This is a genomic window from Leucobacter sp. MMO-125 (genome assembly GCF_037148395.1).
Lineage (GTDB): Bacteria > Actinomycetota > Actinomycetes > Actinomycetales > Microbacteriaceae > Leucobacter.
This window is the reverse complement of sequence record NZ_JBBCTL010000004.1, coordinates 1-24,907: the sequence shown is the minus strand read 5'-3', so window position 1 is coordinate 24,907 and position 24,907 is coordinate 1. Positions and strand designations below refer to the sequence as shown.

The window sequence follows — 24,907 nt, the reverse complement described above, 5'->3', positions numbered from 1 at the left end:
TGCCCCGGTGGATGGTGTCTGCGGTGGTCGCGGGAGGGTGTTCTGCGCGGATCCTGCAGCGCGGTGCAGGTGAGCTGCGGGGCGCGTGTCAGACGGGGTCGACGGCGGTGATCGTGTTGATCGGCAGGGTGCGTTCGACACCGGCGGCCTGGTCGCTGGCCCGCAGCCTGCCGGCATTCACCGACACGGGCAGCAGGGTGAAGGTGCGGCTTTCGCCGCGCGCCTCCGCTGTGACGCGCACCGGGCTGCGGTCTCTGATTGCAAGTTCGAGCCGCCGTGTGAAGTCGCCCGATCCCGGTTCGGAGCGGGCCGCGGTGAACACGCGGTCGACGAGTGCCGTGAGGAGATCGTGTGCTTGCGCATCCGGTGCGGTGCCGGGGTTGCTCGGGGGGCGCGTTGTGCTTGCGGTTGCTGCGCTCGCCGCGTTGACAGGGGCGGCGGATCCCGGAGCGCCGTCCGAGGGTGCGGGTCGACGGGCGGTTGCAGGGTAGCGGGCGTCGGCGAGCGCGGCGAGCACGTGGTCGATGCGCAGCCGGGAGAGGAGCGTGGTGCTGGTGCTGGTGCTGGTGCTGGTGCTGGCGGCGCGTCGCAGCTGCAGGTGTTGCAGGGCGCGATCGACGAGCAGCGTCTCGGCGAGCTCTGGCCGGGCCACGGTGATCCGCGTGCGGCAGTCGTCACCGTGGTGCTCCTCGACGACGATGTTGCCGAGGCGCTCGGCAAGTGAGCTCAGCAGATAGTCGAGCGGTTGCGGAATCCCGGTGAGTGAGAGCCGCTCGAAGGCGGCGCGTGCTTCTGGCGCTGAGAGCCCGCGCTCGAGGCCCGCTGAGACGGAGGCCTCCGTGACGCGACGGGTGGAGGCCACCCCCACATGCTCGGGCGCGGTGAGCGAGGCCAGCACGCTCTCATCGTCGGGGGAGAGCGGGCCGGGCACGACAACGCTGAGGTCGGGTTGCACATAGACCCCCGGCGATGGGGGTGGGAAGACGTGGTCGACGTGCGCGCTCGCCGCCGCCAGATCTCCGGCGAGCAGCTGCCGAGCCGCCTCGCTGAGCCTGCCCCGCACAGTGAGCCCCAGATGCTCGGCGTCGAGGGCGAAGGATCGCGCCGCCGCGAACTCGGCGTCTGGCAGCAGCGGGAAGCGATGCGACAGCGTGTTGACTGCAACGGCGAGGTCGGAAGGATCGCCGTGCAGCAGCGTGATGCGCAGTTCTCGGCTCATCGCGTCGAGCGTGGCCTCTGCGAGGGTGAGCCAGCGTGGGGCGGACGGGCTCAGCAGCCACGCGACCGAATCGGCTGACGGAACCAGCACAGCCTCTGCAGCAACGGTGCTGATGAGCCCTGCCCTGTCGAGTGCAGTCAGTGTGCGGGCCGTCTGATCTGCGTCGATGCGCGTCGCCTCCGCAAGCGCGCGCACCGTCGACACGGCGACTGTGCCGTTGCGATTGAGGCGCCCAGGGCGTTCGCCGAGCACACGCAGGCATTCGGCCGCCTGCGCAACAGCGGTGAGCCCTGTCGCGAACCAGGAAACGGCGGGATCTGATGCGAGTGAGGGATCCACATTCGAACCCGAGATCCGATCCTCGCTGCGCTGCACGTCAGCGGGGTCGATACCCGCGGCCGCGAGCGCGTCGTGCAGCACCGCTTCGACCTCGGGCAGAGGCACCCGGTCACCGTGCTGAGCCTCGCTGCTGCGTTCGTCGTGGCCGAAAAGCCCCAGCGCGGCAAGCGCGTCGAGCGTCGACGGAGCAGCGTGATCCGCATCCAACAATGCGGCGAGGCTGCTCCGATCAAGCCTCGATAGTGTGCGCGCCACTGATTCAGGCCGCAGCAGCTCGGTTGCAAGACCGATCGGATCGAGCACCGCGGCCGGCGACTGCACGCGCCTGCTGCGCACGAGCCGATCAAGCTCGGCGCGATCCATCCCCGCTACGGCGGAGGCGAGCGCGAGGGTGCCGCTCATCGTGCGAGTATCGCTCAGCGCTCGTTCTCGCGCCGGAACTCGGCGCGGCGACGCCGCTGACTCAGGATCAGCAGCAGGATCAATAGCACGAAGCCGACCGGCAGGCCGAACAGCGAGAACCCATACACGAAGGGCCACAACCCCTCGGCCATGGCGTAGCGATCATTCATCCCCACAATGAGCGTGACGAAGAAGGACAAGAGTGCCACCGCGATGATGGAAAGCGAGGCATACGCAAGAATGCGCTCGAGAAGCGACGGATTGCTGGGTTCTGTGGACATCCGCTCCATTTTATCGCGGGAAGCGCTGCGTGTGACGCGAAGCTCTGACGGATAGACTTGGTCGGGTATGCGAGCGCTCGGCGCTCGGCCCTCATTGCGCGGAAGATCCGCCGGACAGGAAAGGAACGAGGCATGCCGAACGGCAAGGTCAGGTTCTATGACGAGGCGAAGGGCTTCGGGTTCATCCAGGGGGATGACGGAGCGCAGGTGTATCTGCACGCGTCGGTGATCCCTGACGGTGCCGATGTGCAGGCAGGCACCCGGCTGGAGTACAGCGTCGCCGATGGGCGCAAGGGGCCTCAGGCGCTCTCAGTGCGCGTGCTCGAGACCCCGCGGCTCGCCAAGCGATCTCGCAAATCCGCTGATGAGCTCGCGATTATTCTCGAAGATCTGGTGAAGATGCTCGACGGGATCGGCGGCAGGCTCAAGAACGGGCAGTACCCCGAGCGCGCCCAATCGCGCAAGGTTGCCACGGTGCTGCGTCACGTCGCGGATGACTTCGATGTCTGAGCCCGCGACCGCAGACCCGGTGCTGCTTGCCGCTCGCGCGCAGGCGCGAGAGGCGCTTGCCGAGATCGCCGATCCGGGGTCGATCGGTGCCGAGGCCGGCCACGAAGTGCACGAGGACCACGTTCTCACTCTCTTCTTCGAGTGCAGCCTGGCCGGTTACCCCGGCTGGCGCTGGGCGGCCACACTTGCCCGCGTCGACGAAGAATCGCCGGTGAACGTGCTCGAGGTCGAACTGCTGCCCAGTGAGGGTTCGGTCGTGGCGCCCGAGTGGGTGCCGTGGTCGGTGCGACTGGCGCAGTACCGTGAGACGCAGGCGAAGCAGGCCGCCGAAGAGGCTGCTGCCGCCGAAGAGGCCGCAGCTGAACTCGACGACGAAGACGCCGAATCCGACATCCTCGACAACGACTTCAGCGACTTCGACGATGAACTCGACGGGGTCGACATCGAAGACGATTCGGAAGATGACGATTCGGACGACGATGACTTCGACGAGGATCGCGAAGACGACGTCGACGAGAGCGAACTGTTCGACGACGCCGATGACGCTGACGATGAAGCCGACGACGAGGCGGATGACGCCGATGGTGACGTCTCGACTGGGCGGGACCGCTCAGAAGAGGAGTAGCCCTCCCCAACGCAAGAACCCTCCGATCGTGTGATCGGAGGGTTCTTGCGTGTGTTGGGCCGGTGCTGGGCCGTCTCGCTCGAAGACGGCCCAGCACCGGGCGAGTCAGCCGAGGCGCTCGAGCACGTAGTCGATCGCGCCGGTCAGCTTGCGCACATCGTCTGGCTCGATCGCGGTGAAGGTGGCGACGCGCAACTGGTTGCGGCCGAGCTTGCGGTAGGGCTCGGTGTCGACGATGCCGTTGGCGCGCAGCGCCTGCGAGATCGCGGCGGCGTCGATGGACTCGTCGAAGTCGATGGTGACGACCACCTGCGAGCGATGGTCGGGGTCTGCGACGAACGGCGTGGCGACCGCGGAGCGCTCGGCCCAGTCGTAGAGCACCTGGGACGACTCGCGGGTGCGATCCGCCGCCCAGGAAAGGCCGCCCTGCGCGTTGATCCACCGCACCTGCTCATCCATGAGCCCGAGGGTTGCGAGCGCCGGCGTGTTGAGCGTCTGGTTCTTGCGGGAGTTCTCGATCGCACCGGCCAGATTCAGGGTCTCGGGAATGTAGCGGCCCGAGGCGGTGACGCGCTCGATACGCTCGATCGCTGCCGGCGAGACGAGTGCGAACCACAGGCCGCCATCCGAGGCAAAGTTCTTCTGCGGGGAGAAGTAGTAGACGTCGACCTCCTTCGAATCGAAGTCGATGCCACCGGCACCGCTCGTCGCGTCGACGACGGTGAGCGCCCCAGCATCGCCGGCCGCGCGCTGCACCGGAGCCATCACACCCGTAGAAGTCTCGTTGTGGGGGTAGGCGTAGACATCGACGCCCTCGACAGCCGCGAGCTGGGAACGCGAGCCCGCATCTGCGCTGCGCACATCGGGCTCATCGAGGAACGGAGCCGCAGCAGCGGCCTTCGCGAACTTCGCACCGAACTCGCCGAAGGTGAGGTGCTGGCTCCGACGCTCGATGAGCGAGTGCACTGCGGAATCCCAGAACGTCGTTGCGCCGCCGTTGGCGAGCAGAATCTCGTACCCCTCGGGGGCGCGGAAGAGCTCGGCGAGACCCGAGCGAACGCTGCCCACCAGATCCTTCACGGGTGCCTGACGGTGCGAGGTGCCGAGCACCCCGGGCTGCAGCGAAGCGAGAAAGCTGAGCTGCTCGTCGCGCACCTTGGAAGGCCCGCAGCCGAAGCGGCCATCGGCGGGAAGAAGGTCGGAGGGGATCGTGATGTCGGCCATGCCTCATATCTTATCGACGGCCTCGGACACTCATGCACCGGGCCCCCGAGCTCAGCGCCTTCGCTCGCAGCGCGGAAACCGACACCCCCAATGCTCTAGGCTGGGTATTCCCGGCGCCGGGCGCCGTGGGAGCAACTTCGACGTGCTGAGAGGACGGCGATGACTGATCTCATCGATACGACCGAGATGTATCTCCGCACCATCCTCGAGCTCGAGGAAGAGGGGATCGTGCCGCTGCGTGCGCGCATCTCAGAGCGTCTCGGGCATTCCGGGCCGACGGTATCCCAAACGGTGGGACGCATGGAGCGCGACGGTCTTGTCATCGTCACCGATGATCGCCGACTCGAACTGACGGCCGAGGGTCGCATGAAGTCGGTGCACGTCATGCGCAAGCACCGCCTCGCCGAACGGCTGCTCGCCGATGTCATCGGGCTCGAGTGGGAATACGTGCACGAGGAGGCCTGCCGCTGGGAGCACGTCATGAGCGAGCGCGTTGAACGCAAACTCCTCGACATTCTCGGTCGACCCACCGAGTCACCGTACGGCAATCCGATCCCCGGCCTCGAAGAGCTCGGCGGCACGCGCACCGGCTCGTTCCAGACAGGTGTCACCGGGCTCGGCGAGCTGCTCATCGAGCACGACCGATCCGTGACCGCCAACATCAAGCGCCTCGCCGAACCCATGCAGGTCGACCCCGAACTGCTCGAACAGCTCGCGGCGGCGGGCGTGGTGCCCGGCCGTTCGGCAACGTTCACGCGCCGCGGAGACATGGTGCACATCGAAGCCGATGCATCCGATGAGGCGATCGATCTGCCGTTCGAAATCGCGGCCCACATTTTCGTCTCGGTGTAGAGGCGTGCCCGTGCAAGCGGGCGGACACAGGTAACAGACGGGAGTGCACCGCTCCTGTTCGCAATGGAGCTGATAGACCGAGGAGTCCACGTTGACGCTGCCCACCCCCGAGGCGCATATCCGCGCCGTCACCGAGACTGTCAAGCATCGCAGCCCTGCAGAGCCAGAGTTTCTGCAGGCCGTCCATGAGGTGCTCGACACCCTCACCCCGGTGCTCGCAGAGCACCCCGACTTCATCGAGGCTGGCATTCTCGACAGACTCGTCGAACCGGAGCGGCAACTGATCTTCCGGGTGCCGTGGACTGATGATGCGGGGTTCGTGCGCGTCAATCGCGGCTTCCGCGTGCAGTTCAATTCTGCGCTGGGGCCGTATAAGGGCGGTCTGCGTTTTCATCCCTCCGTGAATCTTTCAGTGGTGAAGTTTCTCGGGTTCGAGCAGATCTTCAAGAACGCGCTTACCTCGCAGCGGATCGGCGGCGGCAAGGGCGGATCCGACTTCGACCCCAGTGGCAAGAGCGACGCCGAGGTGATGCGGTTCTGCCAGAGCTTCATGACTGAGCTGGTGCACCACATCGGTGAGCACACCGATATCCCTGCGGGCGACATCGGCGTGGGTGCACGCGAGATCGGCTTCCTGTTCGGCCAGTACCGTCGGATCACTCAGCGCTATGAAGCCGGCGTGCTGACGGGCAAGGGTGTGGGCTGGGGTGGTGCTGAGGTGCGCACCGAGGCTACCGGCTACGGTGCGGTGTTCTTCGCTGAGGAAATGCTGCTGCGCGCTGGCGAAGGGATTGAGGGCCGGCGGGCCGTGGTCTCGGGCTCGGGCAATGTGGCGACCTATGCGATCGAGAAGATTCAGCAGCTGGGCGGCAAGGCCATCACCGCATCCGACTCCAGCGGTTATGTGGTCGATGAGCACGGCATCGACGTCGACTTGCTGAAGCAGGTGAAGGGCGTTGAACGCGCCCGCATTTCGGAGTACGCGGCGCGTCGGCCAGGGGCGCGATTCGTGGCCACCGGTTCGGTGTGGGATGTGCCTGCGGAGATCGCAATGCCGTGCGCCACGCAGAACGAATTGCATGAGGATCACGCACGCGCACTCATCGCGGGCGGCGTGCGCGCCGTGGCGGAGGGAGCGAACATGCCTACCACGCCGGGCGCGGTTGAACTCTTCCAGCAGGCGGGCGTGCTGTTCGCGCCGGGGAAGGCCGCAAATGCGGGTGGTGTGGCGACGTCTGCGCTCGAGATGAGTCAGAACGCCGCGCGTTCGCGTTGGGATCGCGACAAGAGCGAGTCGCGACTGCACGACATTATGCGCGATGTGCACGCCGCGGCGTATGAAGCCTCTGAACGCTACGGTCGCCCCGGTGACTATGTGCTCGGGGCGAACTCGGCGGGTTTTGTGACCGTTGCCCAGGCGATGCTCGAACAGGGCGTCATCTGATCTCTCGGCGTCGAGAGAGTTTTTCGCCCGAGAAACCCAATGATCCTTGAAGTTTCAAGGGAGGTTGAGGGTTTCGTGACCTGAGCGTGACATTCCCGTGATCTTCAGTTACTCTTAAACGGTCGCGGCTCGAAAGGGCCGTTTCTCACGCAGAGACACCGCAAAGCAACGTTAGGCAGATAATCTCGTGACACAGAATCCCAGCACGGAGCTCGTAGCCTCCGGTGACGCCGCCCAGCCGACCGCAAAGAAGGCAAAGCGAATCGCACAGATGGCGGGTGCTGCGGCACTCAGCTTCGGACTGGTCGGCACTTTCAGCCTTCCTGCCTATGCGACCGCACCCGAGTCGCAGGGCCTGCCTGATGGCTTTGCCGCAGCGCAGAGCCTCGAGACGCCCGTCGTTGAGGAGGCGATCGTGCCGATCGCCGCTCCTGACGGTGCCGTGTCGACCGAGGCTCTTGAGCAGGAACGTCAGCAGAAGGAAGCCGAGGAGGCTGCCAAGCGTGCTGAGGAGCTCAAGACTCAGACGTCATCGTCGTTCTCGGGTAAGGACATCCCCGCGGGTGTCGGCGCTCAGGGCATCGTGAACGCGGCCCTCGCCCAGCTCGGCGTGATGCAGGACTGCACCGCCCTGGTCGAGAAGTCGCTGCGCGCCGTCGGCATCCCCGCTGGTGACCTCGGCACGCAGATTGGCGAATACACGGGCCTCGGCGGCACCCTCGTTACCAGCGGCGACTACGCCCCCGGCGATGTGCTGATCTGGTCGGGTCGCCACGTGGCGGTCTACATCGGCAACGGTCAGGCCGTGCACGGTGGCTTCCAGGGCAACCAGACCGTGGTTGCGAGCGCGTTCCTCGATGGGGCCCCCAGCGGCGTCGTGCGCTTCGGCTAAAGGTCAAGAAGTTTCACACAGCGGGCGGGGTTTCGACCCCGCCCGCTGTGCTGTCTGCGGGCTGATAGACTCGCAGAGGCCCTGTGGGCCCCGCCTTGGTAGCTCAGTGGATAGAGCACTTCTCTCCTAAAGAAGGTGTCGGAGGTTCGATTCCTCTCCAGGGCACCACCCAACTCCGTTGATATCACAGGGAAGAAGAGCTCTGCACCCGTTCAGGTGCGGGGCTCTTTTTCGTTTGGTGCATCAATTAGTGCATCAATTGAATGCGTCGACGCGAAGGCGAGATCCAGGACTGTCGCCGCAGCGAGCTTGCGTTCCTCGATCGCGTGAGCGTAGACCTCTTGCAGGATCGTCGTGTTCGCGTGTCCGAGGATCTCAGCGATAACGGTCAGGTCGAGCCCCGCAGCGATCATCTCCGAAGCAGCGGTATGTCGAGCACGGTAGGGGGCCGACTCGGGAAGCCCGGCGCTCGTTAGGATGCGCTTCCACTGCGTACGATCACCGCTAGGGGTGATCGGCCGGCCAGGCTTGGCGCGCGACGTGAACACGAATGCGTGCGCACGACCATCAGGGCTCCAGTCCACCCACTTGTCCCCGGCTGCACCGCGCTCCAATAGCTGAGATTCACGGTGCTCTAGGAGCAGAACAGCTATGAACTCTGGCATCGGGATCTTGCGACGGCTCGTCGCGTTCTTCGTGTACGGGACCAAGGTAAGTGTCCCGTCGATCATTTGGATCTGTTGCTCAATCAGGATGGATCGTTCCTCGAAGTCCATGTGCTGCCACTCCAGCCCAAGGACCTCGCCCGGTCGGGCACCGAGAGTGAGAGCGATCTCCCATCGTGTGCGAGACCGCGACTCAACGAGGGCAGTCCGTATAGCTCGCTGGTCGGCGCGCGAGAAGGCCTCCATCTTCTTTGAAGCTGTCGGTTGCGGTGGGCTGATGAGGTTCTTCGCGGCGTTCTGAGGGACATGTCCGCGCTTCACAGCGAGTGTGAGGCTCGCGCGTATCACTGAGTGCAGCTTGTAGATCGTGGACTGTGCAAGCTTCTTCGCCGCGAGATCGCTATAGGCGTCCTCAAGATGGTCGGGGAGGAGCTTCGACAACATGATGTTCCCAAGCCAGTCAGGCAAGTAGAGGCGCACCACATCACGGTAATTTTCATCGGTCTTGAAACTGTGGCGCTTGGCACGCTTGGACTCGGCAGGATCGGCGAGCGGGGCAGTGGCATCGAGCCAATGCTCAATCCAATCCTTCAGCTTCGGGGAGCGGCCCGACTGGACAAAGCCTTCATCAGCCTGGCGCTTGAGCTGGCGAAGCTTCTCGGTAACCTCGGTCTTGTTCTTCCCTGATGCGTAGCGGCGGCGACCGTTTAGAAGGATGCTGCCTCGCCACCCCTTCTCGGTCTTATAAACGCTTCCCGCTCCGTTTGTGGCGCGCCCCTTGGCCATCAGGCAACCTCAATTTTCATTCGCCATTGCCCGGCCCCCATCTTCGAGCCCATAAACAGATCGTCCCCAAGCCTGAGTAGCATGCTCGTGTAGACATTGACAGCCTCGTCCGGCACGCCCAGGTGGAACGCAATCGTCGGCACGTGGCCCGAGAACTGTTCCTCGAGCTCCCGAAAGCGATTCATATCGATGCAGCGCGAGGCAGACCACTCGTCAGCACGTCGTTCCATGCGGGCATCGAAGCACCCGAACATGGTTGGTTCATCGCCATTGATGGCGTGCCAGGTCTCGTGTCCGAGCACAAATGGGTGTTCGCGCTCGGTGAGGTCATGATGGAGTCGAACTAGCTTCTTTGCCGGAATGCATTCACCAAGGCGATCCCTGCCGGACAGGTCAGCGTACTCGACGGTGTACCCGAGGTTATCCAGAATGTCGTAGAACTGATGGTTGAGCATTAGAAGAACTCCGAATCGTCGTCACGGCGCTTGATCTTATTCGCGTCGAATGCTGCTGCCTTCTCTTCCGTCGAACTTTCATCTTCGCTGGCACTACTGTCATTCCTACGCCGGAAGTTGTCCATGTGGCTGATTACCCCGCTGTTGTGGGTGGCCCGCGCAAGTTTGCCTGTTAGGAGCACGACGACATCGTTCTGTGCGTCATCCATTGCCTCTGCGGGGAGTTGGTCGAAGATCGGGGCGACGCTAGCCATAAAGGCGCGCGTGCGATCACTGTAGCGAAGGTCGAAGTCGCCCTTCTGCGGAAGCCCTAGTGCTTCGAGAACACGCTTGAGAACCTCAGGCTGAGGTGCGCGCGTGCCACTCTCGAGCGTTCGGAGGGTCTTCCGGTCGACGTTCGCTGCTTCAGCGAGGGCGATTCGTTTGATCTTGCGTGCGTCAATGATCTGGCCGACTAACACGCCAGCTTTCATTCGGTCTTCTGCTGTCATGGAATCGACATCGAAGATCCGAGTTTCGAGTTCTTCCCCATTTTGGCTCTCGTGCATGGGGTTAACACTACATAAGTTCCCCAATCAAGTCTAGCTTTGGGGAAGAATTACAGTGTTGTGGTTTCTATCTGTGAGGAACTCTGGTAGTTTCTTCCCCATGAGGAATGATTCAGCAGTTGCAGCGGGGATGAGTATCCGCACAGTGAGAGAGCTTGCCGGCCTCACCTTGTCAGAAGCCGCGGCTTTGACGGGCCGCTCGGCGGGATACCTCTCTCAAGTCGAAACGGGCAAGGCGGAAAACGTGACTGAGAAGTACGTTGCCAACACTATTGGCCGCCTATGCGCCTTCATCGCGGATCCCACTCAGGCAGCTGCAGAGAAGAAGGTGGCCTGATGATACGCGCAGAGATGCCCATCCGCCCGGGGGAGGTTGAACGGCACTACCCCGTGTCAGAGGTCGCCCGACTCTTGGGCATGTCCCAGGACTGGGTTTATGACCGCTTGAAGGACGGGACGTTCGTGACCGCGAACTTCGGCGAGGGGAAGTCGAAGCGCAGGATCCCCGCATCTTCGATCAACGCCTTTATCGAGGCGCACACGTACGGAACGAGAAAGCCCGCTGCGGTAACAGCGGGCCAGAACATCAACAACTAGGAGAAGCAATGTCCCAAATCCAGAATAACACCTCTCGCCCTTGCAGGAGCTGCGGAAGCAACCTTGGCCCGTATGACGAGTCAATGCATTCGGAGTGCGAGCAGCTCGAGCCATCGGAGGGCGCAAAGTGAGTGCGGTAGAGCAGAGCTTCAACTTCGAGGGCTGGGCGGTCCGCACGGTGACGATCGACGGAGAGCCGTGGTTCGTCGCCCGAGACGTAGCCCAGGTCCTCGGATATGCGGACCCCGTGAACGCGATCAAGGCCCACTGCAAGGGGGTGGCGAATCACCACCCCCTTCAGACGGCAGGCGGAACGCAGAAGGCCAGGGTCATCAACGAGGCAGACGTGCTCCGCATGATCGTCTCTTCCCGCCTCCCCGCAGCTGAGCAGTTCGAGCGTTGGGTGTTCGAGACGGTGCTGCCGGAGATCCGTCGCACCGGCAGCTACTCGGCTCCGAAGTCGCTCGAGGAGCGCACGCTTGAGCTTGTGGGTGAACTGCACGCCAAGGTGCAGGAGCAGGCGCAGGAGATCGAGACGCTGACTCCGCTTGCTGCTCAGGCTCGAACTCACAACCTTGGCAAGGGCAACGTCAGCCGGCAGGCGTTCGCCAGGGAGATTATCAAGTGGGCGCTCGCTGAAGGGTTCGCGGTCAAGCAGCCGCAGGTCATGGAGTTCCTGGGCCGCAAGCTCGACATGTTCGTGGTCGGGCACCGCGCTGATCAGGGTGAGGCCACGCTTTCCGGTGAGCGGCGCGGGCTGTCCACAACGGTCAAAGGCACAGCCGAGAACGGTCACGCCTACGCAACGGGGAAGCTCACACCGAAAGGTGTCGAGTACGCCTGGACCCGCATCGAGAACTATGTCCGTGAGCACGGGCACCTGGAACTTCCCAAGAAGGAGATCGCAGCATGAGCGCGCAGCGTCTGTACAAGGCCGAGTGGGTTCACGACGCCGAGGAGAACTACGACTACGAGATGTACGGGGAACCGCTCTCGGAGCCCGCCGGGTGGCGTGAGTACGCCATCGAGAAGTGGGGGACCGTGCCCCCGGAGAATGAGTACTGGCCGCAGGGGTACAAGCCGTTCTTCTGGCCTTCCACTGATCGGATCTTCCGGTCACGGTCGGCAGCTCAGCGCCGCGTCGACATCATCAACCACTGGGGCGGGCGGGCAGTGCTGGTGGAGTGCACGCCTGAGTGGATGACAGTCTCGGCAGCGAACGCGCAGCGCAAAGCGAAGTGGCTCAAGGATAAGCGTGCACGGGTCCTCGAAGAGCTGGCCGCTGTAAACGATGCCCTCCGCGCGACTGAGGAGGGGGCGTCATGAACCAGCCATATCTCATTGAGGAGATCCGCAAGGTGGACGAGGCGCAGCGCCGTCGCTCGAACGCGGCCCTGAAGCAGATGGTTCGCGGAGGGGTGATCTCCGAGGACGATCTCGAGAGCGTCGCTTGTCCTCAGCGTGGGCGTCGTAAGTCTCTTCGGCATCTGACTGTTGAAGATCTCATCCGCATGGACATCATCCGCGTCGTCTAGGCGCCCGCCCATCTCTCGCTGGGGTTCCGACCCTGGCACAGCTACAGCATTGCCGTTTTCAGGTCACCAGTCCCGTTCGAGTCGGGCGCAATGCACGGCCTCACGGCTCACAACTACAAACAGCTTCCCGAAATCCCGATGCTCTACTACGAGCCCGGTCCCCAGAGGGAACTGCACATATGGATCCAGGTCATGTTGACCGTCTCGTGGTGGGGGCGGTAGTGGCGCGGTGAATGAGAGTCCGACCGGTATGTCCCGGCGGCAGAGTCTTTTGGCCCCCCTTTGTGGGGGAACCGGCGCGGGGTGAAGCGCGGGCGGTGCATGGTGCTGGCGCACGACTGGGATACCCGGTGCGTCACGGAGTTCGAACCTCCGACCGCCACGACAACAACGAGATGAAAGGCAGGTTGTCATGGCCGGTTTCAGCAAGGAAGCAGTAATTGAGGCGCTCGCGGCGAGATTGAAGGAGCAGGCGGAACGTAGTCGTCAGCGTCATGAGAGCTCGCTCGCGGAATGGGAGAAAGACCGTGCTCGCATCGGGCGGGCGAAGAAGAACCTGCGACAAGCGGTCCGCGATCTGACAGACGACAAGATTGAGATCGAGGCGTTCGCGAAGCGCATCAACGACAGCGGCACCAACTATCGACACCCAGTGTGGACGGTAGAGGCTGCCAAGACGGTCCCCAAGCCTCCTGTACAGCAGGAGAGCGAGAACGAGGTAGCGATCAAGCGCCTGATCAGGCTTGCAGAGTCGTCGACTAGTGACGCTTTCACGATCACCGAACTCAAGTCGCTCGGGATCCTCGAATGGATCAAAACGCGGTGACTGCCCGCTCGTGCGTGCGCTCGCGGATCGGCGCACGAGCACGGAAGTCCCAGATTGGCGAGGGCCGGTGCTCGGGGGAGTGCCGACGGGTGAACCGCGCATGCGGCGACCCAGACGAGCGTGCCGTGGTAGGTCCCACGGGCGCATCCCCCGCACAACGACTTGGAAGAAGGAAGGAGCCGGTGATGGCAAGAGAGATCGTGACTGTTGTGAGGGCAGACAGTGAAGCGGATGTGTTCATGGCTTTGCTTGAGATCGGGCGGATGCATCAGAACACGACGGTGGGTGCGGCGTTGATCGAGATGCTGCGTCCCATGTTCGACACGGTGAAGGGCGGCTCTGATGGTTGAGGTGATCCCGAACGAGGTTCTGGGGCCGTTGCTGGTGGTACTGGTGGCGGCCCTCATTCGTATCTACGGGCCCGCACTCATGGTGTGGGTCGGACTCAAGGAGGAGAAATGAGCGTCACGATCACCTGCAACAAGTGCGGGGCACATGTGACCGATGAGCTTGGTCCTGCAATCGAGTGGGACGACGCGCACCAAGCACGCTGCAAGGAGGTGGAGTGATGGAGAAGTTCACAGCAAGCAACGGAACGCAGGTGGTCCCGATCACCGCGCCCGGTGTTGCGAAAGGCATAGCCGTTGCGCCCGACTTTGGTTGCCGCACAAATATCTACGACGGTGACGTTCAAGCTCTGCGTGAGTTCTTTCAGCACGAACGCGACCAGGAACTCGGGCGATGGCGTTTCAATGCCTACCTGACGGTCTACGAAGCCGAGAATCACCAGCCGGGCAACCGGGCTCGTGCCGTGAACGTTCTCGACGATCGCACCGGCAGACTGCACATGCGTCACGAAGGTCAGGCGGCATGGCGTGAGACGAACCCGGCGCTCTCTGAAGCCGCCGCCGCCTACTTCGCTGCTCATCCTGAACCGAAGCAGTGGCACGAAGCGAAGCCCGGCGAAGTGTGGGTGGCAAAGCTTTCAACCGGGCCCACGTTTGATGAGGTTGCTCTTCAGGTCATGGAGTACGCCGAAGAAGGCATCGTGTTCATGGATCACGCGGAAGAGGAACCTTACGAACTCACCGCCACCGAGATCACCGATGCCCGCCGTATCTGGCCGGAGGTGTCTGATGAGTGACGCTTACCTCGACGCCATGACTGCGCCGACCGACTACGGCACCCCGGCCCCCACCAACCTCGGTGGGGGCCTCACTGTATCCGACGTGGACCAGTCGCATCCGTCGGTGCGCTGCGGGAACTGCGGCAACCATCCCGTGCGCGGAGTATCGAACCCCGCATGCGATCGCCCAATTCACAAGAGGGAGACACCTGATGGAGCCGCGTGAGGATCCTTGGGGCCGTGATCTTGAGTACGACCCAGACACCGGATGGTGCCCCGACGACCCGTCAGGGTGGCCGGCATCCCAAGGTCAGGAGCCCATCTGCGGCGTAGAGCAGGACGCCGCCGCGTGGAACGCGGCACAAACCAATTCCAGAGACGCCGAGATGGATCGGCAGAGAGGCTGGTCGTAGAGATCATGCAGACGTTCAAGATCGAAAACTACAAGGGCATCCGCGGCACGGTGGAAGTATCCACCGATGGTGGGTCCGTCATCGTGCAGGGTAAGAACGCAGCCGGGAAGTCGAGCTTTATCGACGGCATCGTGGAGTTGTTCGATGCCCGTGGCATTCGGCTCACCCCGCACCCCATTCACGAAGGTGAGGAAGAGGCGCGGGCCGAATTCACGGACACCGAACTCGATGTGAAGATCACGCGAGAGTGGAAGCGCGGCAAGGATGGAAAGCCGAAGTCGGTGCTGACGGTCCATGCGCTCGACGGCGCGAAGCATGCGAAGCCGGCAGAGGTAATCGCGAACCTGACAGGCGGGCTGATCTTCGATCCGTCACGTTTCCTGCTTCTGGATCCGAAGCCGCAGAGGGACATGCTGCTGCGGGCGGTCGATCTGCCGTTCGATCTCGATGAGCTCGAATCACGAGAGCGTGCCGCCGAGGATGAGCGGCTCAAGAAGGGGCAGGCTGCGCGTGCCGCTGATGGTGCAGTGACGAACGCTGAACGGCCCGCACCTGGTACGCCGGATGCGCCCGTGTCGACCGCTGATCTTGTCGCGAGGCTCGAAGAAGCGCGGGCCCACAACGCGCGGATCGATCAGGCTGTCCGGGCTGAGCAGCAGCACAGTGCAGCTCAGGACAGGATCACGGACCAGATCAACGATCTGGAAGCGCAGATCGAGCGACTGCGGCAACAGTATGCCGAGGAGAGCGCGGCACGTACAGAGGCAAAGAAGGCCGCTGAGCAGCCACTCATTGCCACGACCGAGCTCGAAGCGCAGGTCGCGAACGTGGACGAGGTGAACCGGAACGTGCAGCTCGGGCAGATCTACCGTGCGCTCGAGGAAGAGGCCGAGTCGAAGCGGAAGGATCACGAAGAGGCTGCGGCCTTGGTGAAGCACATTCAGAAGCTCAAGGCGGACGGGCTGAAGCAGGCCACCTTCCCGCACCCCGCACTGTCTGTATCGGATGAGGGTGTGCTGTTCGACGGGGTGCCGTTCTCGCAGGTCAACACCGGGCAGCGTGAGGAGGCGGCGTTCGCGATCGCCACCGCTGGCCAGCCGGATCTTCGGTTGGTGATCGTGAAGAACGGTGACCTGATGGATGAAGGGTCGCTTGCCAGGATCGATGAGATCGCTGCCGAGCGCGGATACACGGTGATCATTGAGCGGGGTCGCCCCGACGTGGGAGGGCTTGTGGCGACGTTCGTTGAGATGGTCGACGGGCAAGCGGCATGAGTTGGCGCGAGCGCATCGTTGTCTCGGGAGAAGATCGTTCGGAATGGCTGCGCGCTCGCGCCCCCTACATCGGGGCATCGGACATGAAGATGTTCGCGAACCCGAACTCGATCGAGAAGTACGTCGCCGCGAAGATCCGACCGAAGTCGTTCTTCGGGAACGAGACCACGCAATCGGGGCACCGATGGGAGCCGATGATTCTCGCGTATCTCGGGGTGCCTGAGAACAAAGCGTTCGTGCATTCACCAACGCATGAGCGGATCGCGTGCACGCCAGACGGTATCTCAGACCGTGACCCGTTCACCCTTGCGGAGTGCAAAACACGGCACGGTGTCATCAAGCCGGACCCGGATGCGGGGGAGTGGCGGCAGCTCGCCGCGCAACTGTTCTGCTTCCCGGAAGCCGAGCGAGTGCTGTTCGGGACGCTCACGCTCGTGCGAGGTGAACATGACGAATGGGTCGAACGAGAAGGCGGGTACTCGCGTCTGGAAGTGCCGCGTGATCACCCGAAGATCATCGCTGCGATGGGGCTGATTATCCCTATTGCTGAGCAGGTAATCGCCGCATTGGATGCGGCCAAACAGGAACTTGAGGAGGCTCCATTTTGAGTGCGGTAGCAACTATGCCGAAGTCATCAGACGCGGCGGCATGGACAGCCGAAGAGAAGGCTGTTGTCGAAGCGTCAGGTCTGGTGTTCAAACACAGCTACGGCGCGAAGGAAGGGCAGAAGGAGCTCGCCCCTCGCCCAGTTGTGGCGCGGTTCATGCACACGTGCCAGCGAACCGGGCTCGACCCGCTTGCGAAGCAGATCTACTGCATCGGCCGGCTGAGCGGCGGCACCGTGGAGTGGTCGATTCAGACTGCTATCGATGGGTTCCGAGTCATTGCTGAACGCTCATCGAAGTATGCAGGGCAAGACGCTGCGGAGTGGCTGACCCAGACTGGTGAATGGGTTCCTGTGTTCGTGAAGGCGCTGCACGGCGAGCACCCTCTCGCCGCCCGAGTGAACGTGTACCGGCACGACTGGAACCCGGACAAGCCCGCGGTTGGTGTTGCGACGTGGGATGAGTACGCCCAGTACACCCGCAAGGGTGATCTGACTGCAATGTGGAAGCAGCGGGGGCCGGGGCAGCTTGCCAAGTGTGCCGAAGCGCTCGCGTTCCGCAAAGCGTTCCCGCAAGACCTCTCGGGCATGTACACCGACGACGAGATGTCCGCCCGGCAGGACGAAGCCGAAGTCGTTGACGACAGCGGCACTGACTGGGCGGCGCTGATCGAAGCATGCGAAACGCTCAACGAGCTTGAGGATGTCTCAGCACGGATTCGAGAAGCAAGAGCCGGCAGTGACGAACTGCGGGTGAAGCGTGCCGCACGCCTTGGGGTGCTGCAAGCGCAGGAGCAGAACATGGTCGATGCGGAGGAGGTGGACGATGACGGACAGCAACCTGACCCGGCGAGCGGAGCAGATGCGAACGTTCCAGCCGGCGAACCCGGCACAGATGGAACAGAAGATCGGCGAAGCGAATGACCTGTTCGACGCACTCGTTGAAGCACTGAGAGACACGAACAGTCGTCGGTATGCGGCTGAGGTCGCTTACTCGCAGAAGAAGAACAGTCGCATGGCGCACTGGATCGACGCAGGGAAGAACGTCACGTACGCGCGCGCTCAAGCCGAGGTCGAGTCCCGTGCTGAATATGAGGCGTGGCTGAATCTGAAAGCGGAGTACCACCATCTTGAGGATCTCTCGAAGGCGTTGCAGGCGCGGATCTTCTCGATGTTGAACATCAACAAGGCTGTCACGGCAGCGTACAACTCGTATCGAGGTGGTTCCTGATGAACCCGAAACCTGGTTGTGAGCGTTGTTTTGGCTCGGGCTGGATTGATCACAGCCCGAGCCTTTCGTCTGCCTGCCCCTGCCGGAAGGAGAACCCATGACCACGACACCGGCTGGCATGCGGATCATCGACTGCGGCGAGTGCGGGTGCCGGCACGCCGAGGGACGCGCGCACTGCGTGCACTGCGGGAAAGCGACCCTGTTCGGGCACGAGCTCTGCGAGGTGCCATGAGCAAGAGCATTCCTGCGAAGACGAAGGCCGCGGTTCTCGAACGGGACCGCGGCCTTTGCGTTCTCCGCATCGCCCCCGACTGCATGGGCGACGCGACCTGTGCCGACCACCGTGCGAACCGAGGCCACGGGGGAGCGAAGTCGGGGGTGCTCGACCGGCCCTCGAACCTGATCGCTGCGTGTGGGATCTGCAACGGCTACAAGGAATCCAACGCTGACCGTGACGAACTCGAACGCAGGGGGGTCAGGGTGCGTGGTGATTCCACTCATGAGAAGACAGCGATCCGGGCGCGAGTAACCCCGGTCGAGTACCCAGACGGGGAGGTGTGGTGGCTTGACGACGACGGAAGCAGGAGCGGGCAACCGTTTTGAGGAGGCGTACCAGATCGCGTTCGGGAACGGGCGCATCTCAGACATCCTCGCCGCCGAGCACTACGCGACCGCTAACAGAATGCCCGATCTCGCATGGGCGTGCCGTGAGGCCGTCGCGATGCGGGCTGTAGGGGAAGCGCCAAACAGAGAGGAGGAAGACGTTGGCGAAGGATAAGCGCCTGTTCACCCAGATCGTGGTGGACTTTCATAGGCACCCGAAGATCACGCGCCTGCCAGTAGAGGTTCGGTGGACGTTCATTGAGATGTTGGGTGAGGCGCGTATCGCTGACAACGACGGAGTGTTTGCTTCTGAGGATGCTGAGTTCATGTGGCCGTTGGCGCATCTTGAAGCGTTGTTGGGGTCGCATCCGAGTCGCCCACTGCTCGTGAAAGATGACGCTGGTTGCTATGTGATCAGGGATTATGCGGAGCATCAGCAGACTCGTGCGGAGCGTGAGGAGTTGGCCCGGATCGCTCGTGAGAATGGGGCGAAGGGTGGCCGTCCTCGGAAACCGAGGGGGAACCCAGCAGTAACCCAGGGGGTTTCGAAACAGAACCGGACGGAACCCAGCGGAACCCAAACGAAACCAGAGTCAGAGTCAGAGTCAGAGCTAGAGATAGAGAGATTACTTACTAAGTCAGTCAGTCTTGATGTAACGCGCGCGAGCAAGACTGACGGACTTGAAAACAGCTCCACCTCTCGTCCAGTCGATCCACGTCGCATCGCCGAGTTGGTAGAGACAATCTGCGACACCGTGATCGACGAATCAGCTGCTCTGCGGCTCTCAAAGTGGATCGTGGAGCAGTCACCCGCACCAGTTCGCTACCCCCACGCCTACACCGAGCGCGCAATCAAGAACGACCCGCTGAAGATTCAGGAATGGATCGACACGGAGGTGATCACATGACCGTCGTCGATGAGCATCTTCCGGTGCTGCGTGAGTTCGTGGCTGCAGTACGTGAGCGCGACGCTGATGTGATCAGTGCGTGTCTGCACTACACGCCACCGGGGACGCTCGCGCAGATCGCAGCGGAGTGGATCGCAGCGCTACTGGCCGAGGCCGAGGGCCGTGAGGCGGAGCTCGCGCGGCTTAGGCAGAGCGAGCGCGCGGTGCCGGGCGGCGATCTCATGACCGCCTACCGGATCGCGCACCAGAAGCGGAGGTCCGTGGAAGCCAAACTCGCTGACCGCGACCGGGAACTAGCCGAGGCGCGGGCAAAGCTCGCGGCCCTCATGAAAGAACGAAGGGAGGCCGCATGAGTGGTGTCGCATTCTCAGTCGAGGGATTGCCGATCCCTCAGGGGTCCAAAACTGTCGCGAAGGGTGGCGGGAAGACATGGCTTCGCGACGCGAACGCCACAAAGCTGAAGCCGTGGCGGGCAAAGGTCGCAGCCGCAGCAGACACGGGTGCGTCATTCGACTGCCCAGTTGTTGTGTTCGCGGTGTTCTACCTGCCCAAACCGCAGCGCCCGAGGTGGCTGCTCCCCGGAGTGAAACCGGATGTCGACAAGCTCGCCCGGGCGCTCCTTGACGGCATGAAAGACGGCGGCCTGCTCGCGGAGGATTCCCGCGTGGTCGACCTGCACGCCGTGAAGCGTTACGAGCATGCGGGCAACCCGGTTGGGGTGCGGGTGCTCGTGATGGAAACCGAAGAAGTAACCCCGTTCCGGCCTGATGCTGTGCAGCGGGTCGCAGACCGAATCAACCAGAAGGAGAACCAATGAAGAAAATCATCCCCGCAGTCATTGCGGTAGGAGCAGTCCTCGGACTCGCAGCTTGTAGCGACGCGAGCGTGGCATCACACAACATCTCGCGAGAATCGGACTACTTCAAAGTGGACCGGCGCATCGTGTTCCTCAACGGAATCACTGACACCTACCTGCTCAGCATTGAAGGCAAGTGCTCCATCGAACCTGACATGGATGAATCACAGCTCGAAGTGACGTGCAAGGTCGCAGACGGGGAGTACAAGAAGCACTTCCTCGGACTCTCCGACAACGTCACCTACTTCATCGAGCAGCTCGAAACATCGGCTGTGAGCGCCTATCACTACAAGGTCATGTTCAAGCCGGAAGCGATCATCCCAGATATCGATCTGAAGACAAGCGGGGGCGATAACTGATGGCCGGCGAACCGCTCATCACCGTAATCGGCAACCTCGTAGCCGATCCCGAACCGCGCATTTCTCAGTCGGGGAAGTCGTGGTGCACGTTCCGTATCGCATCCACCCCGAGAGTCCGCGACAAGCAGTCCGGCGACTGGTCCGATGGGGAAGCGTTGTGGCTGGGATGTCGCGCGTACGGCGAATACGCCGACAACATCGCGGCATCGCTCACGAAGGGCATGCGCGTCATCGTGCAGGGCCGCCTCACGCAGCGCAGCTACACCGACAACCAGGGGCAGCAGCGCACCTCGCTCGACCTTGAGGTCGAAGAGGTCGGCCCGTCGCTGCGTTTCGCCACCGCTCAGGTCAGCCGCACACAGGATCGCGGTCAGGGCGGCTTTCAGGGAGGCCCTGCCACGGCAGGAGCACCCCAGACGGGCGGATGGTCATCCGGTGACACGAACTCTGCTCAGAACGCAGATTTCGGGGGTGGGTTTGATGACAACCAGCCCTTCTGAAAGCACCTGCTGACATCACCGAGCCCCGCCCAGTAGCGGGGCATTTTCGTACCCAGAGAGCGCCCCATCGCATCAGTGGGGCGCTCTCCTCATTCCACCAGGAGGACAACGTGAAAACACGCACGCACCGAGGCGGTACAGCATGAGCGCTCCGATCATCGCGGTCGACCACTTCGCGGGCCTGGGCTGGGGTGTCGCGTGTGAACGTCTCGGGATTCGTGAGTATGGGGTGGAGATCGCCCCGTCCGCGATCCGCATGCGCTCAGCGAACGGCATGCGGACGGTCTACCGGGACGTGTGGACCGGACTCTTCAACTCCGAACTGGTGCCTGAGCACGAAATGTACATCGCCAGCCCGCCCTGCCAAACCTTCTCAATGGCCGGGAAAGGTGAGGGCCGAAAAGCGCTCGACGATGTGCACGAAGCGATCTTCGAGCGCCGCTTCGAGGATGCCGCCGCACTGCACCAGTTGACCGAAACCCTCGACCCACGCACAGCGCTCGTCCTCACCCCGCTCGCGCACATCTGGCAGCACCGCCCCCGCCTGGTCGCGCTCGAGCAAGTACCCGAGGTGCTACCTGTCTGGCACGCCTACGCGATCGTGCTGCGAAGCATCGGCTACTCGGTGTGGGCGGGCATCCTCCGCGCAGAGCAGTACGGGGTGCCACAGACCAGGAAGCGGGCGATCCTCATGGCCCGCCTCGACGGCAAAGTGGAGCCGCCGGTGCCAACGCACTCGCGCTACTACTCGACCGATCCGGGCCGCCTTGACCCGGGTGTGGAGAAGTGGGTGTCGATGGCTGAGGCGCTCGGCTTCGGCCTTGCGTCGCGCCCGTCACCCACGATCACAGGTGGCGGGACAGAGACGGGCGGAGCCGAGCCCATCGCGAAGCTCGCCAGGTGGACGGATAGCGATGACTGGGTGCTGCGGGGCAATCAGCGCCCGCCCGGCATGACTGAGTATCACTCCCGCTCCATCGATGCGCCCGCTCAGACGATCACGGGCCAAGCCGATCTATTTCGATTTGTCGCTCGCAAGGCGATGGGTGCCGGCATGGTGGAGCGCCGCGGCGACCGCCCAGGCCGAACGCTCGATCAGCCAGCATTCACGATCCGCGGGAACGCCGGCGGGATGGAGCCGGGCGGGTTCGTGTTCCGGCAGGAACTCGCGGCCTGGGAATGGCTCGACGCGCCGGCAACAACCATTGCGGGCGACCCGCGCATTACCGCGCGTGAGCACCACGAGCACGGGGAGCAGTCGGGAACCTCGCTGCGCCTCACCTACCTCGAAGCCGCTGCGCTGCAGAGCTTCCCGCCGTCGATGCGGTGGCCAGGGAATCAGGGCTCCCGGTTCCTCGCGATAGGGAACGCTGTGCCGCCGCTGCTCGCCGAAGCGATCCTCGCAGCACTGCTCGCGCCGCCGGCTGAGCGTGATGCCTGGGATCTGGCATTTGCGGAGGTCGCCGGATGACACGCCCACTCACTACCGCCGAGCTGGCTGTGCTTGCTCGTCTCGATATCACCCCCGAAGACCTGACAGGAGAAAACCATGACGAATAGACGAACCGCGCCGACCGCGACCGAGACTCTGGAGCGTGCGATCAGCAAGCTCGAAAAGATGCGCGACGAGGCGGGGCTGGACCTCTGGGCCGCGCCCATCCGCGACCCGTTCGACCCCGACTACGACATATATGTGTATGAGGGGCCGGGGCTTTCCACCGATAGGTGCATCTTCACGACAGATTCGAAGCCGCACGTCGATGCGATTCTCGCCCTGTCTCGCACGGTGGACCCGATGCTTGACATGTTGCGGTTCGCGCGCGGCCTGTTCGGCGCGCAGATTCATGGCGAGCAGGCCGCAGCGACGGTGGACCTCGCCCTGTACCTTGCTCGCGCCATTCTCGGAGAGGAGACTGACCATGGCCGATGAGAAGACCCGCGCACGGATCGCGGACCTGCGAGAGTACGCAACCGCCCTGCGCGCGAGCGTCCATGTGCATCACACCGGAGCCGACCTGATCGAGCAAGCTGCCGACACCATCTCAGCGCTCACGGTACCGGACGGAGACGCGCGGGAACGACTGCTCCAGCTCATCACCGAATACATGCCCGGCAGGGAAGGAATCCCGAAGGTGCAGGATGTCTGGCTTGCCGACGCGATCCTGGCCGCGTTCCCGGTGCTTGGGCGCGACATCGCGGGCGAGATCGAGGCCGAGACCATGGACGAGCTACGCAAGCTGATCCCCGCAGGGTGGCAGATGCTCAGCGTGCGTCAGGCTTAGGCCTCTTCGGGCTCTTGCGCTCGACGGCGTTCGCCCAGACCCAAACCTCCTGAGGCCCCGTCCAGCCCGGGAGCTCCATCCGTACGAGCACTGCCTTCGACGTGTACGCGATGACCTCGCCGTCGAGCACCTGGTCATCGACCCAGGTACGGATCATCTGTAGCGACACCGTGACCGGTACGGGTTCGCACATGTGCGGCAGCCCCGTGCGCTCTGCTTGCCTCTTCGCGAGGCCGAGCGGGATGCTCTTCGCGTTCCACCGGTCGAGCATCCGATCGATATCGCTCTCCGCGGTCGGTGAGAGGTCGCCTCGTTTCATCGTGGCTCCTCTGCCCTCCACTCGCCGGCGTGACGGCGCAGGGCGAGCGTGCGCACTTCGCTGCTCGACGCGGACTGCACCGTGCAGCGCCAGCCTGTGCGGCGGGCTGTGGGGTGCGTGATGAGCGGGTGCATCTCCTCGTCGGGCACTTCGATGATCGGCGTCGGGGTGCCGATGACCCGCCACCTGGAGCGGCGGTAGACGAGGCGTGCGGGCAGGTCGTGCTCCATCCAGACCATGACCGTGTCGTCGTTCACCTGCATTTTGGGGCCGATCACCGCTTCGAACATATGTTCGATTGTAGGCGCGAGATCGTGATTCGCAAGCCGAGTAGGCGAGTCGTGAATTATGCGACGATCGATGAATTGCCAGAACGCCTACCTCGAGAACTACGACGGCGACTAAGCCGGCTCGATCAGCTCTGGCCCGTCACCACGCAGCGGGCGCACCACCCACTCGCGCAGCTGCTCAGAGATCGGCACCGACGCCTCCGATACCGCGTCGACGAGCAGCTGATCACCCTCGGTCTCGGGGTCGAGCCAATCCCGTACGAGCTCGTCTGCCATGAAGACCGGCATGCGGTCGTGCAGCGATTGCATCACTCCGGCTGAGGCGCGCGTGAGGATCGTCGCCGTGAGATGCCAGCCCTCATTGTCGCCGGCATCGGGCTCGTGCCACCACGAGTACAGGCCAGCCATCGGGAGAACTGGCCGCGGGCCGAAGATCGCGTGCGGTGTTCGTTTCGACTTGGGGCCGGTCCACTCGTAGAAGCCCGTAACTGGGATGATGCAGCGCCGGCTCTTCACCGACGCCTTGAAGCTCGCCTTCTCCGCTGCAGTCTCAGACCGCGCATTGAAGGTGGGAAACTTCGTCTTGAGTTCTTTCGACCAGATGGGTACGAGACTCCAATAGGCGTAACGCAGCTGCTTCTCGCCTGACTTGTGGTCCGTCAGCGCGACGGGGATGTCCTGGGTGGGTTTCAGGTTCCAGCTCGGCGCGTAACCATCGGGACGCTGCTGCATCCACGCCGCTATCTCGCCGCCGCCCGCTACGTCCATGTTCTCGTCATAGTCGACGATGACTCTCCCGCACATGCGCCCAGGCTACGCGCCCCGCAGGCGCACGAAAAGTGCCCCCGCCGCTCCGAAGAGCAGCGGGGGCGCAGAAGTAAGTGTGCTGTCTGCCTAATCGCCTTCAACTATCAGATCAGAGTCCCACCGAAGCGGCAAAGA

At 63.3% G+C, this 24,907-nt stretch carries 35 protein-coding genes, 1 tRNA gene and 1 pseudogene; 28 read left to right on the top strand and 9 right to left on the bottom strand.

Going from position 1 to position 24,907, the window contains the following annotated elements; all coding sequences use genetic code 11:
* Positions 1-88: 88 nt before the first annotated feature.
* Positions 89-1,960, bottom strand: coding sequence for a helicase-associated domain-containing protein (locus tag WFI54_RS10335; protein WP_336652715.1), 1,872 nt, complete (start codon positions 1,958-1,960; stop codon positions 89-91).
* A gap of 14 nt (positions 1,961-1,974) precedes the next feature.
* On the bottom strand, positions 1,975-2,241 hold the full coding sequence (locus tag WFI54_RS10330; RefSeq protein WP_336652714.1) for a hypothetical protein: 267 nt from the start codon (positions 2,239-2,241) through the stop codon (positions 1,975-1,977).
* A gap of 132 nt (positions 2,242-2,373) precedes the next feature.
* On the opposite strand from WFI54_RS10330, the gene WFI54_RS10325 reads away from it, so the two are divergent.
* Positions 2,374-2,751, top strand: a complete 378-nt coding sequence (locus tag WFI54_RS10325; protein ID WP_336652713.1) for a cold-shock protein — start codon at positions 2,374-2,376, stop codon at positions 2,749-2,751.
* On the top strand, positions 2,744-3,376 hold the full coding sequence (locus WFI54_RS10320) for a DUF3027 domain-containing protein (protein ID WP_336652712.1): 633 nt from the start codon (positions 2,744-2,746) through the stop codon (positions 3,374-3,376). The genes WFI54_RS10325 and WFI54_RS10320 overlap by 8 nt, the downstream gene beginning before the upstream one ends.
* A gap of 105 nt (positions 3,377-3,481) precedes the next feature.
* On the opposite strand, the gene serC is transcribed toward WFI54_RS10320, so the two are convergent.
* Entirely contained in the window at positions 3,482-4,600 is a 1,119-nt protein-coding gene (serC, locus tag WFI54_RS10315) for a phosphoserine transaminase (protein ID WP_336652711.1), read from the bottom strand.
* A gap of 159 nt (positions 4,601-4,759) precedes the next feature.
* On the opposite strand from serC, the gene WFI54_RS10310 reads away from it, so the two are divergent.
* The 4 genes from WFI54_RS10310 to WFI54_RS10295 all read left to right on the top strand — a co-directional run bounded on the left by WFI54_RS10310 (position 4,760) and on the right by WFI54_RS10295 (position 7,956).
* Positions 4,760-5,452, top strand: coding sequence for a metal-dependent transcriptional regulator (locus WFI54_RS10310; RefSeq protein WP_336652710.1), 693 nt, complete (start codon positions 4,760-4,762; stop codon positions 5,450-5,452).
* A 91-nt stretch (positions 5,453-5,543) separates the two neighbouring features.
* Positions 5,544-6,896 (top strand): NADP-specific glutamate dehydrogenase, encoded by a 1,353-nt coding sequence (gdhA, locus tag WFI54_RS10305; protein ID WP_336652709.1) that lies wholly within the window; start codon positions 5,544-5,546, stop codon positions 6,894-6,896.
* A 187-nt stretch (positions 6,897-7,083) separates the two neighbouring features.
* Complete coding sequence (locus WFI54_RS10300; RefSeq protein ID WP_336652708.1) at positions 7,084-7,788, top strand: NlpC/P60 family protein; 705 nt, start codon at positions 7,084-7,086, stop codon at positions 7,786-7,788.
* 92 nt (positions 7,789-7,880) lie between these two features.
* Positions 7,881-7,956: transfer RNA gene (locus WFI54_RS10295), tRNA-Arg, on the top strand.
* Positions 7,957-8,000: 44 nt separating this feature from the next.
* On the opposite strand, the gene WFI54_RS10290 is transcribed toward WFI54_RS10295, so the two are convergent.
* From WFI54_RS10290 to WFI54_RS10280, 3 genes are read right to left on the bottom strand one after another with little or no spacing between them, the layout of a single operon-like run.
* A complete protein-coding gene (locus WFI54_RS10290) occupies positions 8,001-9,239 on the bottom strand; it encodes a tyrosine-type recombinase/integrase (RefSeq protein WP_336652707.1) in 1,239 nt (412 codons plus the stop codon).
* A complete protein-coding gene (locus tag WFI54_RS10285; protein WP_336652706.1) occupies positions 9,239-9,694 on the bottom strand; it encodes an ImmA/IrrE family metallo-endopeptidase in 456 nt (151 codons plus the stop codon). Before WFI54_RS10285 ends, WFI54_RS10290 begins: the two co-directional genes overlap by 1 nt.
* On the bottom strand, positions 9,694-10,242 hold the full coding sequence (locus WFI54_RS10280) for a helix-turn-helix domain-containing protein (RefSeq protein WP_336652705.1): 549 nt from the start codon (positions 10,240-10,242) through the stop codon (positions 9,694-9,696). Before WFI54_RS10280 ends, WFI54_RS10285 begins: the two co-directional genes overlap by 1 nt.
* Positions 10,243-10,342: 100 nt before the next feature.
* Between WFI54_RS10280 and WFI54_RS12750 the strand changes: the two are divergent.
* From WFI54_RS12750 to WFI54_RS10170, 22 genes and pseudogenes are all read left to right on the top strand, one after another.
* A pseudogene (locus tag WFI54_RS12750) lies at positions 10,343-10,486 on the top strand (helix-turn-helix domain-containing protein); the annotation flags it as partial.
* 92 nt (positions 10,487-10,578) lie between these two features.
* The gene (locus WFI54_RS10270; protein ID WP_336652703.1) at positions 10,579-10,839 is read left to right on the top strand and encodes a helix-turn-helix domain-containing protein; all 261 of its coding nucleotides are present in this window, start codon (positions 10,579-10,581) and stop codon (positions 10,837-10,839) included.
* A gap of 127 nt (positions 10,840-10,966) precedes the next feature.
* Positions 10,967-11,752: a BRO-N domain-containing protein gene (locus WFI54_RS10265; protein ID WP_336652702.1), complete on the top strand. Its 786-nt coding sequence runs from the start codon at positions 10,967-10,969 to the stop codon at positions 11,750-11,752.
* Positions 11,749-12,165, top strand: coding sequence for a hypothetical protein (locus WFI54_RS10260; RefSeq protein WP_336652701.1), 417 nt, complete (start codon positions 11,749-11,751; stop codon positions 12,163-12,165). The genes WFI54_RS10265 and WFI54_RS10260 overlap by 4 nt, the downstream gene beginning before the upstream one ends.
* A complete protein-coding gene (locus WFI54_RS10255) occupies positions 12,162-12,374 on the top strand; it encodes a hypothetical protein (RefSeq protein WP_336652700.1) in 213 nt (70 codons plus the stop codon). Before WFI54_RS10260 ends, WFI54_RS10255 begins: the two co-directional genes overlap by 4 nt.
* A 412-nt stretch (positions 12,375-12,786) precedes the next feature.
* Entirely contained in the window at positions 12,787-13,200 is a 414-nt protein-coding gene (locus WFI54_RS10250; RefSeq protein WP_336652699.1) for a hypothetical protein, read from the top strand.
* Positions 13,201-13,385: 185 nt separating this feature from the next.
* The gene (locus WFI54_RS10245) at positions 13,386-13,550 is read left to right on the top strand and encodes a hypothetical protein (protein ID WP_336652698.1); all 165 of its coding nucleotides are present in this window, start codon (positions 13,386-13,388) and stop codon (positions 13,548-13,550) included.
* A gap of 218 nt (positions 13,551-13,768) precedes the next feature.
* The gene (locus WFI54_RS10240; RefSeq protein ID WP_336652697.1) at positions 13,769-14,344 is read left to right on the top strand and encodes a hypothetical protein; all 576 of its coding nucleotides are present in this window, start codon (positions 13,769-13,771) and stop codon (positions 14,342-14,344) included.
* A gap of 400 nt (positions 14,345-14,744) precedes the next feature.
* Positions 14,745-16,013, top strand: a complete 1,269-nt coding sequence (locus WFI54_RS10235) for a hypothetical protein (protein ID WP_336652696.1) — start codon at positions 14,745-14,747, stop codon at positions 16,011-16,013.
* Positions 16,010-16,621 carry a YqaJ viral recombinase family protein gene (locus WFI54_RS10230; protein ID WP_336652695.1) on the top strand — a complete coding sequence of 204 codons (612 nt, stop codon included), beginning with the start codon at positions 16,010-16,012 and terminating at the stop codon, positions 16,619-16,621. The genes WFI54_RS10235 and WFI54_RS10230 overlap by 4 nt, the downstream gene beginning before the upstream one ends.
* A gap of 14 nt (positions 16,622-16,635) precedes the next feature.
* Positions 16,636-17,541 (top strand): phage recombination protein Bet, encoded by a 906-nt coding sequence (gene bet, locus WFI54_RS10225; protein ID WP_336652694.1) that lies wholly within the window; start codon positions 16,636-16,638, stop codon positions 17,539-17,541.
* Positions 17,513-17,848 carry a hypothetical protein gene (locus tag WFI54_RS10220; protein WP_336652693.1) on the top strand — a complete coding sequence of 112 codons (336 nt, stop codon included), beginning with the start codon at positions 17,513-17,515 and terminating at the stop codon, positions 17,846-17,848. Before bet ends, WFI54_RS10220 begins: the two co-directional genes overlap by 29 nt.
* A 97-nt stretch (positions 17,849-17,945) precedes the next feature.
* On the top strand, positions 17,946-18,080 hold the full coding sequence (locus WFI54_RS10215) for a hypothetical protein (RefSeq protein WP_336652692.1): 135 nt from the start codon (positions 17,946-17,948) through the stop codon (positions 18,078-18,080).
* A complete protein-coding gene (locus tag WFI54_RS10210; protein ID WP_336652691.1) occupies positions 18,077-18,451 on the top strand; it encodes an HNH endonuclease in 375 nt (124 codons plus the stop codon). The genes WFI54_RS10215 and WFI54_RS10210 overlap by 4 nt, the downstream gene beginning before the upstream one ends.
* A gap of 161 nt (positions 18,452-18,612) precedes the next feature.
* Positions 18,613-19,359, top strand: a complete 747-nt coding sequence (locus WFI54_RS10205) for a hypothetical protein (RefSeq protein WP_336652690.1) — start codon at positions 18,613-18,615, stop codon at positions 19,357-19,359.
* A complete protein-coding gene (locus WFI54_RS10200) occupies positions 19,356-19,712 on the top strand; it encodes a hypothetical protein (protein WP_336652689.1) in 357 nt (118 codons plus the stop codon). The genes WFI54_RS10205 and WFI54_RS10200 overlap by 4 nt, the downstream gene beginning before the upstream one ends.
* On the top strand, positions 19,709-20,176 hold the full coding sequence (locus tag WFI54_RS10195) for a RusA family crossover junction endodeoxyribonuclease (protein ID WP_336652688.1): 468 nt from the start codon (positions 19,709-19,711) through the stop codon (positions 20,174-20,176). Before WFI54_RS10200 ends, WFI54_RS10195 begins: the two co-directional genes overlap by 4 nt.
* Positions 20,173-20,574 carry a beta-sandwich lipoprotein gene (locus WFI54_RS10190; RefSeq protein WP_336652687.1) on the top strand — a complete coding sequence of 134 codons (402 nt, stop codon included), beginning with the start codon at positions 20,173-20,175 and terminating at the stop codon, positions 20,572-20,574. The genes WFI54_RS10195 and WFI54_RS10190 overlap by 4 nt, the downstream gene beginning before the upstream one ends.
* Positions 20,574-21,074 carry a single-stranded DNA-binding protein gene (gene ssb, locus WFI54_RS10185; protein ID WP_336652686.1) on the top strand — a complete coding sequence of 167 codons (501 nt, stop codon included), beginning with the start codon at positions 20,574-20,576 and terminating at the stop codon, positions 21,072-21,074. Before WFI54_RS10190 ends, ssb begins: the two co-directional genes overlap by 1 nt.
* Before the next feature lie 142 nt (positions 21,075-21,216).
* Positions 21,217-22,545 carry a DNA cytosine methyltransferase gene (locus WFI54_RS10180; RefSeq protein ID WP_336652685.1) on the top strand — a complete coding sequence of 443 codons (1,329 nt, stop codon included), beginning with the start codon at positions 21,217-21,219 and terminating at the stop codon, positions 22,543-22,545.
* Positions 22,546-22,623: 78 nt separating this feature from the next.
* Positions 22,624-23,004 (top strand): hypothetical protein, encoded by a 381-nt coding sequence (locus tag WFI54_RS10175; RefSeq protein ID WP_336652684.1) that lies wholly within the window; start codon positions 22,624-22,626, stop codon positions 23,002-23,004.
* Positions 22,994-23,356, top strand: coding sequence for a hypothetical protein (locus tag WFI54_RS10170; RefSeq protein WP_336652683.1), 363 nt, complete (start codon positions 22,994-22,996; stop codon positions 23,354-23,356). Before WFI54_RS10175 ends, WFI54_RS10170 begins: the two co-directional genes overlap by 11 nt.
* Here WFI54_RS10170 and WFI54_RS10165 read toward each other — a convergent pair.
* The 3 genes from WFI54_RS10165 to WFI54_RS10155 all read right to left on the bottom strand — a co-directional run bounded on the left by WFI54_RS10165 (position 23,337) and on the right by WFI54_RS10155 (position 24,769).
* Positions 23,337-23,675, bottom strand: a complete 339-nt coding sequence (locus WFI54_RS10165) for a hypothetical protein (protein WP_336652682.1) — start codon at positions 23,673-23,675, stop codon at positions 23,337-23,339. The genes WFI54_RS10170 and WFI54_RS10165 overlap by 20 nt on opposite strands.
* On the bottom strand, positions 23,672-23,965 hold the full coding sequence (locus WFI54_RS10160; protein WP_336652681.1) for a hypothetical protein: 294 nt from the start codon (positions 23,963-23,965) through the stop codon (positions 23,672-23,674). The genes WFI54_RS10165 and WFI54_RS10160 overlap by 4 nt, the downstream gene beginning before the upstream one ends.
* Before the next feature lie 111 nt (positions 23,966-24,076).
* On the bottom strand, positions 24,077-24,769 hold the full coding sequence (locus tag WFI54_RS10155; protein WP_336652680.1) for an SOS response-associated peptidase: 693 nt from the start codon (positions 24,767-24,769) through the stop codon (positions 24,077-24,079).
* Between the last annotated feature and the right edge of the window lie 138 nt (positions 24,770-24,907).

Coding starts and splice junctions, on each gene's coding strand:
- WFI54_RS10165 (WP_336652682.1), bottom strand. CDS start 23,675: ATGAAACGAGGCGACCTCTCACCGACCGCGGAGAGCGATATCGATCGG.
- WFI54_RS10215 (WP_336652692.1), top strand. CDS start 17,946: ATGACCACGACACCGGCTGGCATGCGGATCATCGACTGCGGCGAGTGC.
- WFI54_RS10245 (WP_336652698.1), top strand. CDS start 13,386: ATGGCAAGAGAGATCGTGACTGTTGTGAGGGCAGACAGTGAAGCGGAT.
- WFI54_RS10235 (WP_336652696.1), top strand. CDS start 14,745: ATGCAGACGTTCAAGATCGAAAACTACAAGGGCATCCGCGGCACGGTG.
- WFI54_RS10240 (WP_336652697.1), top strand. CDS start 13,769: ATGGAGAAGTTCACAGCAAGCAACGGAACGCAGGTGGTCCCGATCACC.
- WFI54_RS10310 (WP_336652710.1), top strand. CDS start 4,760: ATGACTGATCTCATCGATACGACCGAGATGTATCTCCGCACCATCCTC.
- WFI54_RS10170 (WP_336652683.1), top strand. CDS start 22,994: ATGGCCGATGAGAAGACCCGCGCACGGATCGCGGACCTGCGAGAGTAC.
- ssb (WP_336652686.1), top strand. CDS start 20,574: ATGGCCGGCGAACCGCTCATCACCGTAATCGGCAACCTCGTAGCCGAT.
- WFI54_RS10335 (WP_336652715.1), bottom strand. CDS start 1,960: ATGAGCGGCACCCTCGCGCTCGCCTCCGCCGTAGCGGGGATGGATCGC.
- WFI54_RS10285 (WP_336652706.1), bottom strand. CDS start 9,694: ATGCTCAACCATCAGTTCTACGACATTCTGGATAACCTCGGGTACACC.
- WFI54_RS10190 (WP_336652687.1), top strand. CDS start 20,173: ATGAAGAAAATCATCCCCGCAGTCATTGCGGTAGGAGCAGTCCTCGGA.
- WFI54_RS10180 (WP_336652685.1), top strand. CDS start 21,217: ATGAGCGCTCCGATCATCGCGGTCGACCACTTCGCGGGCCTGGGCTGG.
- WFI54_RS10330 (WP_336652714.1), bottom strand. CDS start 2,241: ATGTCCACAGAACCCAGCAATCCGTCGCTTCTCGAGCGCATTCTTGCG.
- WFI54_RS10195 (WP_336652688.1), top strand. CDS start 19,709: ATGAGTGGTGTCGCATTCTCAGTCGAGGGATTGCCGATCCCTCAGGGG.
- serC (WP_336652711.1), bottom strand. CDS start 4,600: ATGGCCGACATCACGATCCCCTCCGACCTTCTTCCCGCCGATGGCCGC.
- WFI54_RS10200 (WP_336652689.1), top strand. CDS start 19,356: ATGACCGTCGTCGATGAGCATCTTCCGGTGCTGCGTGAGTTCGTGGCT.
- WFI54_RS10220 (WP_336652693.1), top strand. CDS start 17,513: ATGGAACAGAAGATCGGCGAAGCGAATGACCTGTTCGACGCACTCGTT.
- bet (WP_336652694.1), top strand. CDS start 16,636: ATGCCGAAGTCATCAGACGCGGCGGCATGGACAGCCGAAGAGAAGGCT.
- WFI54_RS10320 (WP_336652712.1), top strand. CDS start 2,744: ATGTCTGAGCCCGCGACCGCAGACCCGGTGCTGCTTGCCGCTCGCGCG.
- WFI54_RS10280 (WP_336652705.1), bottom strand. CDS start 10,242: ATGCACGAGAGCCAAAATGGGGAAGAACTCGAAACTCGGATCTTCGAT.
- WFI54_RS10270 (WP_336652703.1), top strand. CDS start 10,579: ATGATACGCGCAGAGATGCCCATCCGCCCGGGGGAGGTTGAACGGCAC.
- WFI54_RS10255 (WP_336652700.1), top strand. CDS start 12,162: ATGAACCAGCCATATCTCATTGAGGAGATCCGCAAGGTGGACGAGGCG.
- WFI54_RS10160 (WP_336652681.1), bottom strand. CDS start 23,965: ATGTTCGAAGCGGTGATCGGCCCCAAAATGCAGGTGAACGACGACACG.
- WFI54_RS10250 (WP_336652699.1), top strand. CDS start 12,787: ATGGCCGGTTTCAGCAAGGAAGCAGTAATTGAGGCGCTCGCGGCGAGA.
- WFI54_RS10175 (WP_336652684.1), top strand. CDS start 22,624: ATGACGAATAGACGAACCGCGCCGACCGCGACCGAGACTCTGGAGCGT.
- WFI54_RS10290 (WP_336652707.1), bottom strand. CDS start 9,239: ATGGCCAAGGGGCGCGCCACAAACGGAGCGGGAAGCGTTTATAAGACC.
- WFI54_RS10260 (WP_336652701.1), top strand. CDS start 11,749: ATGAGCGCGCAGCGTCTGTACAAGGCCGAGTGGGTTCACGACGCCGAG.
- WFI54_RS10230 (WP_336652695.1), top strand. CDS start 16,010: ATGAGTTGGCGCGAGCGCATCGTTGTCTCGGGAGAAGATCGTTCGGAA.
- WFI54_RS10325 (WP_336652713.1), top strand. CDS start 2,374: ATGCCGAACGGCAAGGTCAGGTTCTATGACGAGGCGAAGGGCTTCGGG.
- WFI54_RS10155 (WP_336652680.1), bottom strand. CDS start 24,769: ATGTGCGGGAGAGTCATCGTCGACTATGACGAGAACATGGACGTAGCG.
- WFI54_RS10210 (WP_336652691.1), top strand. CDS start 18,077: ATGAGCAAGAGCATTCCTGCGAAGACGAAGGCCGCGGTTCTCGAACGG.